At 36.8% G+C, this 14,215-nt stretch carries 16 protein-coding genes; 7 read left to right on the forward strand and 9 right to left on the reverse strand.

Annotation, left to right across the window (positions count from 1 at the left end; all coding sequences use genetic code 11):
• Positions 1 to 92 precede the first annotated feature (92 nt).
• The 5 genes from F3J23_RS12575 to F3J23_RS12595 all read left to right on the forward strand — a co-directional run bounded on the left by F3J23_RS12575 (position 93) and on the right by F3J23_RS12595 (position 4,767).
• Positions 93 to 506: a hypothetical protein gene (locus F3J23_RS12575; protein ID WP_167029273.1), complete on the forward strand. Its 414-nt coding sequence runs from the start codon at positions 93 to 95 to the stop codon at positions 504 to 506.
• A gap of 121 nt (positions 507 to 627) precedes the next feature.
• Entirely contained in the window at positions 628 to 1,239 is a 612-nt protein-coding gene (locus tag F3J23_RS12580) for an HAD family hydrolase (protein ID WP_167029276.1), read from the forward strand.
• Positions 1,240 to 1,476: 237 nt separating this feature from the next.
• The gene (locus F3J23_RS12585; protein ID WP_167029278.1) at positions 1,477 to 2,193 is read left to right on the forward strand and encodes an outer membrane beta-barrel protein; all 717 of its coding nucleotides are present in this window, start codon (positions 1,477 to 1,479) and stop codon (positions 2,191 to 2,193) included.
• Positions 2,194 to 2,211: 18 nt separating this feature from the next.
• Positions 2,212 to 3,873 carry a S41 family peptidase gene (locus tag F3J23_RS12590; protein WP_167029281.1) on the forward strand — a complete coding sequence of 554 codons (1,662 nt, stop codon included), beginning with the start codon at positions 2,212 to 2,214 and terminating at the stop codon, positions 3,871 to 3,873.
• Positions 3,874 to 4,023: 150 nt separating this feature from the next.
• Entirely contained in the window at positions 4,024 to 4,767 is a 744-nt protein-coding gene (locus F3J23_RS12595; RefSeq protein WP_167029284.1) for a dienelactone hydrolase family protein, read from the forward strand.
• A 78-nt stretch (positions 4,768 to 4,845) separates the two neighbouring features.
• Here F3J23_RS12595 and F3J23_RS12600 read toward each other — a convergent pair whose 3' ends face one another.
• Positions 4,846 to 5,241, reverse strand: a complete 396-nt coding sequence (locus F3J23_RS12600) for a PEGA domain-containing protein (RefSeq protein ID WP_167029288.1) — start codon at positions 5,239 to 5,241, stop codon at positions 4,846 to 4,848.
• A gap of 179 nt (positions 5,242 to 5,420) precedes the next feature.
• Complete coding sequence (locus tag F3J23_RS12605) at positions 5,421 to 6,293, reverse strand: T9SS type A sorting domain-containing protein (RefSeq protein WP_167029291.1); 873 nt, start codon at positions 6,291 to 6,293, stop codon at positions 5,421 to 5,423.
• Between the two features lie 274 nt (positions 6,294 to 6,567).
• On the opposite strand from F3J23_RS12605, the gene F3J23_RS12610 reads away from it, so the two are divergent.
• Entirely contained in the window at positions 6,568 to 9,399 is a 2,832-nt protein-coding gene (locus F3J23_RS12610) for a sensor histidine kinase (protein WP_167029294.1), read from the forward strand.
• Positions 9,396 to 10,151, forward strand: coding sequence for a LytR/AlgR family response regulator transcription factor (locus tag F3J23_RS12615; protein ID WP_167029297.1), 756 nt, complete (start codon positions 9,396 to 9,398; stop codon positions 10,149 to 10,151). Before F3J23_RS12610 ends, F3J23_RS12615 begins: the two co-directional genes overlap by 4 nt.
• 79 nt (positions 10,152 to 10,230) lie before the next feature.
• On the opposite strand, the gene F3J23_RS12620 is transcribed toward F3J23_RS12615, so the two are convergent.
• From F3J23_RS12620 to F3J23_RS12650, 7 genes are all read right to left on the reverse strand, one after another.
• Positions 10,231 to 10,596, reverse strand: coding sequence for a cupin domain-containing protein (locus F3J23_RS12620; RefSeq protein ID WP_167029300.1), 366 nt, complete (start codon positions 10,594 to 10,596; stop codon positions 10,231 to 10,233).
• Positions 10,593 to 11,120, reverse strand: coding sequence for a GNAT family N-acetyltransferase (locus tag F3J23_RS12625; RefSeq protein WP_167029303.1), 528 nt, complete (start codon positions 11,118 to 11,120; stop codon positions 10,593 to 10,595). The genes F3J23_RS12620 and F3J23_RS12625 overlap by 4 nt, the downstream gene beginning before the upstream one ends.
• Before the next feature lie 3 nt (positions 11,121 to 11,123).
• The gene (locus F3J23_RS12630) at positions 11,124 to 11,726 is read right to left on the reverse strand and encodes a DUF2911 domain-containing protein (RefSeq protein WP_167029306.1); all 603 of its coding nucleotides are present in this window, start codon (positions 11,724 to 11,726) and stop codon (positions 11,124 to 11,126) included.
• Between the two features lie 128 nt (positions 11,727 to 11,854).
• Positions 11,855 to 12,460: a CDP-alcohol phosphatidyltransferase family protein gene (locus F3J23_RS12635; RefSeq protein WP_194303856.1), complete on the reverse strand. Its 606-nt coding sequence runs from the start codon at positions 12,458 to 12,460 to the stop codon at positions 11,855 to 11,857.
• Between the two features lie 41 nt (positions 12,461 to 12,501).
• On the reverse strand, positions 12,502 to 13,014 hold the full coding sequence (locus tag F3J23_RS12640) for a methylated-DNA--[protein]-cysteine S-methyltransferase (RefSeq protein WP_167029309.1): 513 nt from the start codon (positions 13,012 to 13,014) through the stop codon (positions 12,502 to 12,504).
• 58 nt (positions 13,015 to 13,072) lie between these two features.
• On the reverse strand, positions 13,073 to 13,621 hold the full coding sequence (locus tag F3J23_RS12645; RefSeq protein WP_317167725.1) for a DinB family protein: 549 nt from the start codon (positions 13,619 to 13,621) through the stop codon (positions 13,073 to 13,075).
• A gap of 59 nt (positions 13,622 to 13,680) precedes the next feature.
• Positions 13,681 to 14,199 carry a Crp/Fnr family transcriptional regulator gene (locus F3J23_RS12650; protein WP_167029315.1) on the reverse strand — a complete coding sequence of 173 codons (519 nt, stop codon included), beginning with the start codon at positions 14,197 to 14,199 and terminating at the stop codon, positions 13,681 to 13,683.
• Between the last annotated feature and the right edge of the window lie 16 nt (positions 14,200 to 14,215).

Below are 14,215 nucleotides of genomic sequence, written 5' to 3' on the forward strand. Positions count from 1 at the left end.
AGGATAAAAATAAACTAAAATTGTATATAAAAACTATATGAAATGGTATACTTTTGGGTATTTCATTATTAGTTTAAAATACAATTTTAGTCATGAAAAAGTTATTAATTGTGGCGGCCTTAGGTATATTCACATTAGGCTTTTCACAAAATTATTACAATGATTACAGAGGAAGTATTTCTTCTATCAACTGGGGACAAGCAGCCATTTTTCTTGGATTAAATAAAAATCAGATCAATCAGATTATGATATTAAACAACCGTTATCCTGATTATAATTCCTGGAACCGTGTTTATGCCAAACAACCGAACAGATGGTATACAGACCGTTATTATGCAATCGAAAGAATAATGACTCCTGAACAGTATAAAAGATTTTATGCAAGGTATTATCAAGGTCAGAATCCAAGAATTATATATGATAATACTTACAGAAAACATTATGACAGACCACCAATGTATCATGATGGAAGGTTTAGATACCGTCACGATGAGCATCGCATGTAAAAAAATAATTGGAACCGGAGGAAATCTTCCGGTTTTTTTATTACTTATATAAAGCGATCTTAACAGAGAATGTAAAAAAGAAAGGTAAAAAAACAACTAAATTTAAGGCATAATTTAAAATATGGAAATTAAGAACATTATATTTGATTTCGGCGGGGTGTTAATGGATTGGGATCCAAGATACTTTTTCAAAGATTATTTTAACGATAATGAAAAAATGGAGTACTTTCTTAAAAATATTGCCCAGTCTGAATGGAACGAGGAACAGGACAGAGGAAGAAGCCTTTCAGAGGGAACCGACATCCAGGTGAAAAAATTTCCGGATTGGGAAAAGGAAATCAGAGCTTATTATGACAACTGGACGGTAATGCTGAAAAGTGATATTCCGCAAAATGTAGACGTTTTAAGAAAACTGGGAAAAACTTCATATCAGTTATTCGGATTGACGAACTGGTCTGCAGAAACCTTCCCTTATGCTCTTGAAAATTATGATTTTTTTCAAATTTTCGATGGAAAGATTGTGGTTTCCGGAACTGAAAAGCTTATCAAACCGGATCCGAAGATATGGTATGTTTTATTGGAAAGATATAACATTCAAGCTAATCAGTCTGTTTTTATTGATGATAACCTGAAGAATATTGAAACGGCACAATCTTTAGGGTTTGTTACCATTCACATCACTCCTGATACCAATTTAGAAAAGGAACTTGTCCGCTTAGGTGTAAAAATTTAATACATTTTCAATTTTAATAATTTTCTACATACCCTCAATTGTTAATTGAGGATTTTTTTATTTTAAAAAAAATGTTTTTAAATATTTATATAACAATTAGAAAATTGATTAAAAAAATAAATAACAAAAAGCATATAAAAAACTCTAAATCAATAACTTAATTTATAAAAAAACTTAAAATTCCAATTATTTTTCATTTCTTTGATCCAAGAAAAATTTATTTAAAAACACACTTTTATGAAAAAAAAATTATGCAGGGCAGTCAGTCTGTTCCTACTATCTGCTGGCACCTATATTTCTGCACAGCATCAATTTAACGTTACCCTTGATGCAGGGTACACTAACAGTATTCTTCATTCCAATTTGTCCAATCTCATAGAATCAAAATATAAGAGCAGGCCGGGTTATGGTATTAATCTATCCGGAGAATATATGGTCTGGAAGTCATTTTTTGTATCCGCAGGAGCTGGCTTTCAGCAAAAAAACTACCGGTTTGAAAGGACAGGACAATATGCAGGATGGTATACCAATTATACCAATAATTTCATTGTGCTTCCTATACAGGCAGGCTCTTATATATTGAATAACCCTCATAAAGACAAAGGTCTCTGGTTTAAGGTATCAGGAGGCATATATTCTGAATATTGGCTTTCTATGAAGAGAGAAGGCAGATATCCTCTTGTTGGAGGGCTGCAGGAATCCCCTCCCAACACGCATGCTTCTGTATCTGAGCGTTATGACTTTAAGACAAATGAGAATCAGCTCGATCGCTGGGGATATGGGCTAACAGGAACTTTGCAGGCAGGATATTCATTCAAAAAGCTTAGTGTACATGCTTCGTATAATTATCAGCATGGGCTTTCGGATATCAACAGCTATAATGAGAATAAACAGCAAAAATCCTCCATCAGATCCTATATGATCTCTGCCGGAATTACTTACACAATCAACTAATCGATAAACACATACACAATGAAAAAAAATTTTATAATACCAGGCCTGGCCATGATCGTTTCTCTGGGAACTATAAGCTCATGCCTGGAAGAAAATGAAAGTATCACAGAACCTCAACGATATACAAGGGAAGATGTAAAATCTTACGCTGATCTTTTCAAAATATTCTGGACTGTTATGGATCAGAAGTACAATTACTTTTATGAACAGAAAAGGAAAGACGGGATGGATTGGGATGCTATTTATAAAGAATATTATCCTAAGTTTGCCGCCCTTAAGTCCTACAATCTAAATCCAGCACTTACTGATGCCGAATACGCAGCCGAAGCTAAAAAAGCCAATCAGTATTTCACAGAAATCATCAACCCTATTATAGATCGTCATTTCGGGGTAACCATCCAACTTCCTGCTTCAAACTCGGGATTTTCTATCCCCCAATATTTTTCCGGCGGAATGAATGATCCTAAACCCAGTGTTTATGACTTTAATCCTAAATATGAATACATGAAAGACCGCGTACAAGATGACGCTGTAAAAATTAATAATAAAATGCTGGCGGGCTATTTAAAATCAGATCCGGGGATTTTTTACCTGAGCTTTAATAAATTTGATCTGACCCAGACTGTATATCTCCAGTTAAGAGACAAATATCTTCGTCCTGACCCGGGAAACATAGTGATTCTTACCCCTGAAGCTATTGAAAACAGTACAGAACTTAATTCCATCACTAATATTCAGGTTAGGAACAAAGTGAAAAATTTCACGATTAACCTATTAAATAAATGGAATAATTTCCCAAATTCACCGGAAATAAATTATTTCAACGACCAGGTTAAAATATTTAAGGAAACTGAAACACTTTCTGATTCTTTCTTAGAAACCACCGCACAATTACTGGAACGCTCACAGACTCTGGTTGCTTACGCGGATGATGCGACTTATGCGGATGTTCTTACCAATGAGACCGCAGCTTATATTCAGTGGTTTAAAACGAAAATTAAACACCATGTAGAATTGGGTTATAATCTGAAACAGTTTCAGGAGGCCGCTTACAGCATACTTACCAAGGCACAATATTACAAAAAGATATTAAATCCTCTTCATAAGGGAAATATAAAAAAGATGATCCTTGATTTGAGAAGCAATCGTGGCGGAATGGCCAGCGATCTGCGCATTTTTACAGACCGGTTTATCACTAAAACAGCCACAGCATTTTATCAGCGTACCAAGGAGGGAAACGGCAGATTCAACTACACCCCATGGGTACCTACAGAGAGCCAGCTCCATCAATTCGGGATTCCCAAAAATATCCCTATTGTTATCCTCACTGATAAAAATAGCGCAAGCATGTCTGAAATGACAACCTTAATGCTGAAAAGCCAGGGAAACCATGTTATTTCCATAGGAGATTATAGTAATGGAGCCACCGCCGGTCTGGGGAGCTCAGATGAATATAATGGCGGCATCCGAAGCGAAGTTGCTGGCGGACTCTTAGAATTTACAATGCCGTTAATGGCAACAAAAGATGCTAATGGTATAGTGATTGAAGGCATTGGAGTAAAGCCGGATATTTATGTGACACCTCCTACGGATGCAGAGTTACAGCAAATGAAAAACAGCCCGGCAACATTTGCAGACCGGGTAATGGAAGAAGCAATTAAGTATATTTCTGCCAAATAAAGAAACCTTTATCACTTTAGGATCATATATGTCTTAAAATATTTAAAGGATAAGATATTTTCTATTTATAATTTTCATCCTCATCTAATTTATTTTCGGTAATTTAGTTGAGGATTTTTCATGAATCCTATTAAAAGCCTAAATAAAAATATGATACGTTCCATCTTATTAACCACATTGATCATGGCTTCAGGAAACCTTTTCAGCCAGAAACTTAAAACAGTTTCCTACCAAGACGGCTCACAGAAACTGAACGGCCTCATCACGTCCAATGCAGGAAAAAAACTTCCCGGAGTTCTGGTTCTTCCGGCCTGGAAAGGTATTGACGAGGAAGCTAAAACAGCTGCTCTTGAACTTGAAAAACAAGGATACATAGCCTTTATCGCTGATATTTATGGTGAAGGAAAGATCCCTGCAGATAATGATGCTGCAGCTAAAAGTGCCGGGTATTACAAACAAAACTATAAAGAATATCAAAAAAGAATTTCCCTGGCACTGGAGCAATTGAAGAAAAATGGTGCTATTTCTGATAAAACGGCAGTCATTGGGTATTGTTTCGGAGGATCCGGAGCATTGGAATCAGCAAGAGGAAACTTGCCCGTAGCAGGTGTTGTTTCCATTCACGGAGGCCTGTCTAAAGATCAGAGCAGAAAAAATGAAAAACTATCTGCTAAAATCCTGGTGGAAAATCCTGCCGATGATAAAAGTGTAACTCCTGATGACTACAATAATCTGATTAAGGAGATGAACGAAGGAGATGCGGACTGGCAGATCATCACATATGCCCACTCGAAACATACCTTCACAAACCCGGAGTCACCGGATTATAATGCTGTGATGGCTAAAAGAGCATGGAATCATACGTTAATGTTCCTGAAAGAGATCTTGAAATAAGAACAACAATTTACCAATATATCAGGATAACAATGTACCAATAATAAGCGAAATTGGTACATTGCTGTATTATTCAATTTATTTGCTTTCAGAATTTTGTTTTGCTTCCAGCACAACTTCATATTTTTTTGGAGAATATTTAGTAAGAGAGCCTGTAGCAGCATCAATCCCTACTCCAATAGCTCCTCCGAAAAGAATATTAAGCAGCGTTACCGCATTAAAGTTTTTCGTCAGCTTTATTTCTTCTTTATTAAAGCCTTCTTTCTCAATGGTAACAGTTTGTTTGCTCAATGATCTTGGAATTTTCACTGTACATGGTGTAACACATTTCTCAATACCTTTATGAAACACGGCAGCTCCTTCAGGGGTTGATGAAAATGATATTGGATCCTGGGTTCCTGTAAAAATAGTTGCACATGAAGTTGTAGAAAACGCGATCCCAAGCATGAATACAATTGATAATTTATTTTTCATATAATTTAAAATAGTTTTTTTAAGGCCGCGAACTTACAAAATAATTCAAAAACAAATGCTATCAATTGATACAAATATCTCACAAAACATAGTAACCATAAGGATTATAGAATAATAAATCACAAAAGCGCACCTAAGTGCGCTCTTTTTCATCAATATTAGTTTTTACCGGGATGAATTTATTTTTTTATGATTGGTAATGAACCTGCATTTCCATTACTGGAACTCCAATTCACATAATAGGTTCCCGCTAATCCTTTTTGAAGATCTATGGGCAGTTTATTAACTCCTGCTTCAATATCGGTCTTATATCCATATAATGTTTTGCCTGCAATATCGGTAACCATTACGGTGATCGTTTCTCTTCCTGAAGCGGTATACTCAAGCTCTGAAAATCCGCTGCTTGGATTGGGATAGAGCTTGGCTTTGTTCTGCTCAGTTCTATTTGATTTACCCATTGTGGAAACTATAGGAGGACATGGGTTATCACATATGTAGCAGAGAAATTTAGTACATTGAAGAAGAAACTCTGTAGAAGTAGTACGGGTAAGGGTCACTCCATATCCATAGCTGCCATTTGGACCTATATAATAGAATAATCCGCGATCCATCTCAGCTGTCCAGCATCCCGGAATAATGGTGGTAGACCCTCCAATGGCCATTGGAATCGGATAATATCTGCTTGTTAGCCCTGGATTAGGAAAATAAACTTTAAAAGTACGTACTATAGGCGGCTGCCCAATAGTCGTAAAGACATCCGGAAGTAGATAATTATGAGTAGTCACCTGACCTTGGGGGAAACTTTTGGATTCTACTATTGTACCTGTCTTAAACTCCAGTGATACCGCAGAAGGAACATATCCCGGTATATTAAGAGATGTCGCCCCATCCTGTCTGATTACATTTACTTTTGTACCGGAGGGGTTAACCGGAACAAACTGAGCACTTAAAACGCCGCTGCACAATACAGCCAATAAAAGAAAAAGACTTGTTTTTCCTTCTCTTAAAAATGAGTTTGATGATCTCAAGATCTTAGTTAGAGTTTTTTTCATAAAGTAATATTTTAGTGATAGCGTTCTTTTTAATTTCGGGACGCCATTGCCGATAAACAGGTACAAGTTGTCTCTTTTTTAATGAAAAAAAAAGTACTAATGAGCAAGTGAGCAGGATAAAAACCTAAACGGGTATTTTGATCGTTTCAATGAGCATAACAACTATAAACATCATCTATAGAAGCATTTCTCTTTCTGGAGAATTTTCTATATTAGCCTGAAAACTATGTATCATTACCTCCTCATATTATTCCTTTTATTTCAAAGCTTGCTAATGTACGGCCAGAGGCCACAGCTCCGCCACTATAGTTTAAGTGACGGATTGCCCAGTAATACAGTCTACTCTGTGTACCAGGACAGCAAAGGATTTATCTGGTTCTGTACCAGCTGGGGAATTTCCAGATTTGACGGCCATCATTTTGAAACCATTACCAGCAATCACGGGCTTCCCGATAATGAAACATTCCAGGCATGGGAAGACCCCTGGAAACGCCTATGGGTGGCCACTTATAACGGAAGCCCTACCTATATTTATAATGGAAAAGTATATTCCGTTCATAATGACCGGCTATGTCGTTTTATGGAAAAAAAGAAAATCGGGTTTTATGATATTAGCCCAAGATGGGATTTGTATTACAATCAGCATAAAAAATATATTATCGGTAAAGAAAGTGTTTCCAATCCAAAAGATACCATCTCGCAATCCCCCAATTATCATTTTAAAGATCAGAACCACAGCTTCTATGTCTCAACAAAAAAAATTATACGAAAAGATCCTACAGGTCCAACCACAGTATACATATTTAAGGAAAAAGCAGTAAGAGCCTGTTTTTATCTGAAAGGGCATTTATATGTGAGATATCTTAATACATTGTATGATATCATATTTAAAGAAGGAAAACCTTTAGTCAAAAAAATCGAACTGCCCAATAATATCATTGATCTTACGATAGGCAAAAATGACAAAATCTGGAATTGTACTACCAGTGGGATTCTGGAATATGATCCTGAAAAAAAAACCGGTCAAAATCCACAGTGTATCGCGATGAAAGGCATTGTAAGTTATAGCAGTTTTATTGATAAACAAGGTAACTGCTGGTATCCTACCAATAAAGGGGTATATATGCAGCCAGCCAATAAAACATTGGTATATACAACACAGGACGGTCTTACAGATAATAATGTTTTAACCGTAAAATATATGCCGGGAGGAAAGCTTCTGGCAGGATACAGCAACAGTGAGATGGTGATCAGGGAAAAGAATAGATTCAAACCGTTGTATACTCTGGGTGACGGGCAGTGGAACAGGCTTAGATACATCCTGCCCATCAATGATGATCTGTTTTTTGCCGGAACGGACAAGGGATTATTCAAATGCAGTCTGAACGGAAAGAATTACGAAAGGCTTCTGGAATTCTCACAAAAATCAGCATCAATCAAAGGGCATACCATGCTGCTCAGCCAGACCGGTATAGAGAAAAGGAATCATCTTATCTATGATCTTAAAGAAGGAAAATTCAGCAAACTGCCTGAGCTGCCTACTTCCATTGCAGCCCCTGCAACAGCTATTGACGCAAAAGGCGTATGGTGGCTGGGTACAGTGCAAGGACTGTTTTATTATGATAAAATATCCCGGAAATTTATCAAGGAACCCACTCTGGGCAGGAACCGTATTACTTCACTGGCCTTTTTGAAGGGCAGGCTTGTCATCAGTACCCACTCTGATGGAGTTTTCATCCGTGACGGCCAAAGAATGATCAAACTGAATACAAAAACCGGGTTAATAAGTAATATTTGTGAAAAAGCTTATGTGGATGAAAAAGAAAGACTATGGGTAAATACAGATAAAGGTTTATCCAGGATTACCTTTGATAATAGACTGCACTACTCTATTTACAATTTTTCGGCAGCTGATGGTGTTCCCAGCCATATGATCAACAGTATTACATTTGGAGAAGGAAAAGCTTTTCTTGCTACGTCAAACGGCATCATTGTCATCAATCAGGATCATGTCAGCAAAAGCCAGCCTTACAAAGTATATTTTCTGAAAGCATCGTTTAAAGACAGCATCGTTTACTATCCCAAAAAGATCAACCTGAAATACAATCAGAATAATGCTCAGATCTCTTACACGGCCATTTCCTATCTGGATGAAAAAGACATTAAGTATAAATATCTTCTGTCCGGAGCAGAAAATGACACTGTGACTACAGAAGAAAGTACATTAAACCTGGGAGCTTTAAAACCCGGAAACTATCAGCTCAGCGTTTGGGCTTCCGGAAAAAATAATATATGGAATAAAACCCCTGCCGTACTGGCTATTGCTGTAAAACCTCCATTTTGGGAAGAATTTTGGTTTGTGGGAGGTATACTGCTGCTGCTGCTGATTTTAATTATTGTGATATACATACGCCGTATCAACATTATACGCAGAAAAGAAGCTGAGAAAACAGAGAGGAAAAAGATGATTGCCGAACTGGAAATGCAGGCCCTCCGTGCCCAGATTAACCCACATTTTATCTTCAATGTTTTGAATGCTATTCAGAATTATTATGGCAAAGAAGATGAATTGAATGCCAATTATTATATGGCAGCCTTTTCGGATCTGATCCGCAAAACCCTTATCCACTCCAAAGAACACTGGAACACCATTGACAAAGAAATGGCTATGCTGAAAACGTATATTGAACTGGAGCAGATGCGCTTTAAAAATCATTTCACATATACAATATCTGTTGAAGCTGGATTGGAGCAGTTAAAAATTCCTACTATGCTTCTTCAAATCTATACTGAAAATTCCATCAGCCATGGATTAAGACATCTAAAAACAGGAGGAACTCTGCAGATTTCCTGCAGCCGAAGTGAAGATTCCATCATATGTATTGTAGAAGACAACGGTGTTGGATTTGAAAAAGCCCGTGAATTTGACAGCAGACCAGACGATTATAAATCCATGGGACTGAAAATTACTGCCGGCAGAATTTCTGCTATCAACGAGCTGTACGGTACATCCATTTCTACAGAGATTACTGATAAAAAGAGTATAAATCCTGATATGCAGGGAACAATTGTAAAAATAACCATCAAAAACACCCCTTTTCTATGAGCAAAATCAAGTCTATCGTTGTAGATGATGAACAGGAATCACGCGAAACCCTTATTCGCTTCTTATCCAAATATTGCCCGGACGTTGAACTGATCGGAGAAGCCTGCTCTGTGAACGAAGCAGCAGAAGTTATCAGAGAAAGATCTCCGGAACTCGTTTTTCTGGATGTCAATATGCCTGTTGAAAATGGATTTAAATTATTTGAGAAGCTGCCGGATATTAATTTTTACACGGTATTTGTGACCGCTTATGACCAGTATGCCGTGCAGGCATTTAAACATCATGCAGTAGATTATCTGTTGAAGCCCATTGTAATCCACGAATTGATCATTACTGTAAACAGGGTTTCCAAACTCTTAGAAGATAAAAATAAAATACAGCAGTTATCTGCTTTGCTTCATCATATTAAAAGCCCTGTAGAACAGAGTAAAATCGCGCTGCCCACCATGGAAGGTCTCGTGTATGTTCACACTATAGATATTGTACGTCTTCAGGCTGATGACAATTATACTTCCATTTTTTTCAAAGGAGGCAAGAAAATGATGATCTCCCATACATTGGCCTATTTTGAGGAAACGTTGAAAGAGCAGGGCTTTGTCCGTATTCATCATCAGCATCTCATCAATCTTCAGCATGTTGAAAAATACATCAGAGGACGTGGCGGCTATATCATTATGAGTGACGAAACCTCTTTACAGGTATCACAGAGAAAAAAAGATGAGTTTCTCCGAATTATCAAAAGAATGAAATAACAGTAATTATAATACAAGTAAAAAGGCAGATCTGCTGATTTGCAAATTTGCCTTGTATTGTATATTTGATTTCATTAATCTACCTTTCCTCTTCCCTGTTTACCAGCTCCATCGAAAATGCAGGCAGACAGATGGCAAGGTATTCGCAAGGCTCTGAAAATGGATTGCTGTAACGGATTCTCGCTCCTTTTTCAATAAGAATGCTCTGTCCTTTTTCCAGCAATACAATCTCTTCATCAATCTCAAATTGCTTTTTTCCGGAAATAATGTAAGTAAATTCATCAAAATCAGGGGTCTGATGGGGTTCACTCCAGCCTGGGGGAGCCACCATATGTGCAATCGAAACATTAGAATTTCCGGTAGAATTTCCCCAATGCTCTTCAATCAGTTTTCCGTCTGTAGTAGGAACTACAAATGGGGATTGCTGAATTTTATATTTTTTCATATCCAATCTTCTTTTTTGATTTCGTATACGAAATTGGTTCTTGAAGGCTCTGCAAAGTAAGCAACTTCCTCTTCCGCAATTTTTTTTCCTCCCAGTCTTTCCAGGGCAGTCTGAGAACGAAAGTTTTCTTTTCCAATATGGAAATGAACCTTATCTACAAACTGGAAAATATAATCCAGCATCAGCTTTTTTACCTGCGGGTTGATTCCTTTTCCCCAGGATTTGGTTCCGTAAAAAGTATATCCTATAAAAATATGACTGTCATTTTCATCAAAGTTATAATAACGGCTGCTTCCCAATACTTCTCCGGTAGCTTTCTCAATAATTTTGAAAGCACCGCCACTCTCCATAGCTCCTCTGAAAAAATTCTCAAAAACGTCTCTTTGATAACGGTCTTTATTTGGGTGCTGTGCCCAAACTTGAGGATCGGATGCTACTTCATATAAAGATTCAAAATCCCCTTGCTGTAAGGGGATTAGTTGAAACTTTTCATTTTCTAAAACAGGCTGAACAGAAAAATTCATTATTTAGCTCTTTTTAGAAGAATCTGATTCTATTTTCTTGATTTCTTTCAGTTTGTCAGAAATCTTGATTACCGTATCTAATTTTGACGGCTTCAATGGAACTTCTGCCTGAGCCATATCCCATTTGATTACCAGATTTCCTGAGTTTTCGTCTGTAGGATTCAATGTAATTTCAAACCACTCTTGTTTGTCTGCTAACTTGTTTACCGGAACCATAACATCTACAACGTCTTGTTTCGGATCATAGGTATAAGCTCCCCATTGCTGGAAATCTTTGTTCAAAATTACTTTCCATTCTTTTTCTGTAGGTACGATAAATAATCCATACGTTCCTGCAGGAACTATTTTACCGCCAAAACTAACAGCTTGTCCAAAAGTAATCTTCGTAGAGGAGTTAGCTCCCGCTCTCCAAACCTGTCCGTAAGGAACCAGTTCTCCGAAAATTTTACGCCCTTTCACTCCCGGTCTTCCATAATCGATTGTGATCTTTGACATTGAAAACTGCTGCTCTACCTTCTGACGCGGGCTCGCTGCGGGCACAGAATAATCCTGTGCAAAACTGAATGCTGAAACTGAAATGCAAACTGCTATTAATAATTTTTTCACGTGTAAATTTTTGCTTAAAATTACGAAAATCAAAACAAAATAGCTTTCTATAACTTCAATAATTTTCATTTTTCCAGGAATTATCCCGTAAGATATAGCTCTGGTAATTGTTTAGTTATTATTTGATTTTAGCTATTGAAAATTTTATATTTTTTTATCGCTTTTCCTTGTCTGAGTTTTATTGAGTGAAATACTGTTGGTACATCATTAGTCCAGGTTTTCAGAATTAAAAGGATTGCAATAATCTCAGCCCTTGTCAATAATCCGACCCAGAAACAAAGATTAAACAGCAGTACAGACTTACATTCCAGGATAATCTGAATTAATGTTGCAAAGAGCAGCAAGGTCCAGATTTTCGCTCCGATAGAATGAGTAGCTACTTCTCTTCTAAATTTTAAGAAGCTAACAAGATAAATCAAGGCTTCAGCCCCTATAAGAATAATGATCTTATCAAAATTTGCCTTAAAAAAATCAGGGCATTGAATATAAGCGGCCACACCAACTGAAATAAAGAAAATCTGATCAATTGTGGAATCAAGACGGCGGATTTTCTGCGTTGAAATATTAAGGTATCTTGCTATAATCCCATCAAAAACATCGGTTAATAAACCAACTGACAACAAAACAATTTCTATTGTTCTATAATGATCAGGCCTGATAATACTAAAAAAGATAATCACAAACCCGATGAAAAGCCTCGAAAAAATTAAGATAATTGGAATTTTTGATTTCATAAAAATATACTAAAAAGTGGAATTTAATTTGGAAAAGACTTCTAAAACAGAATCGCTTTTTCCAGCTCCAGTAATTTTTGTTTTCTCCAAATTCCGCCCGCATACCCCACTAATTCTCCGTTTGAACCGATCACACGATGACATGGGATTAAAATTGCAATTTTGTTAATTCCATTGGCAGTACCCACAGCCCGTATGGCTTTCGGATTTCCCAAGAGCTCAGATTGTTGTTTATAAGTTCTTATTTCTCCTATCGGGATTTCGCGGAGAAGCTGCCATACTTTTTCCTGAAATTCGGTTCCTGTGGTAAATATAGGAACATTGAATTGGCTTCTTTTTCCTTCAAAATACTCTTTCAGTTCTTCTTCCAGCTGTGTAAAATGCGCATGCTCTTTTTCTGCTATATCAGCCTTCAGTATTTTTGACAAAGTCTTCAGCTGCCTTTCAATGGTTTTCCGGTCTGTGAACTCAAGCAGACAAATACCCTGATCCACAGCACAGGCGATCATCTCTCCAAGCGGCGTTTGTATTATTTTTTGATGTATGATTTCCATTCGTTTAAAATTAAACTTTTTTTGGAACTCATACTTCCTTTCTATATGTTAAAGTTGTTTAAACAGACTTATGATTTAAAACTCTTTTTGCCTGTTCGAGGTGTCTTGCATTATGATAAATAACAAAACGGAAGGTATCCCCCAGTTTCAGTTTGATCAGTTTGGAAATGCTGATAGCAGTTTTGGTTTTCTCCAGGTTAACATGTTGAGCGTCTTCCAGTAACTCAAGCATTTTCTCCTGTTGTCTTACAAATTTATCAACTACGTTTTTGTCCAGTTTGCTATGAATGGGATTCATTATTTTCGGGCTTTTCATTTTGTTCAGCTTTTCTTTGGGAAGTATACTTTCTGCAAAATAATTTCCAAGAATTCCCGGTTTAAAGTCAGATTGGGAAGTATTCTTCGCCGAAGAGATTCTACGATTGATTTCTGGAAGATAAAAATCTCCATACCGGTTTAAATGCTCAATACATTCCAAAGCGCTCCAGCTGTCTGTTGAAGTCCTGAAATTCAGTTCATGGTCAGGTTTTAATAATAGCACTTCACCAAAATGCAAATGCTGCCGGGTTCTCTTTTTTAATTCATCTAACAATTCTGACGTTGACATTTTCATTATCTTTTTTATGCAAATATCATGATTGGATGATTCTTAAATCTTGACTGAACTCAAGATTTTTTAAGTCTTGACAAGGTTTCCGGAGACATTCTGAGATAATTGGCAATGTATTTATTGGGAATTTCCTGAAAAAGCTTCGGACTCCGCTTTAAAACCCTCTCAAAACGTTCTCCGGGAGCGTTGATCAGCAAATCTTTTTCTCTTTCCAGCTGTTGCAATACCAGGTCTTCCAGTATTTTCATCCAAAATTCCATCTGCTCCTCACCAGATCTGATAAAATTGTAAAAATCATTTTTGGAAGCCATCTGTACCGTTGTTTTTTTTATAGCCTGAATATAAAGATCGGAAGGTTTTCCTGATAGAAAAGAATCCAGTGAAACAATAATATTTCCGGTATACCCGAAACGGATAATCCTTTCTTCTTTTTCATCCATCATAAAAATCCGTACACTTCCTTTTTCAATAAAATAAATATGAGTATCCGTACTGCCAGAGATCTTCAGGAACTCATTCCGTCTGAATTCTTTCTTTTCCCAATGAATTCCACTTTGAAGCAATTGTTCAACCATTTTATTTTATTATTTG

Source organism: Chryseobacterium sp. Tr-659 (assembly GCF_011752975.1).
Lineage (GTDB): Bacteria > Bacteroidota > Bacteroidia > Flavobacteriales > Weeksellaceae > Chryseobacterium.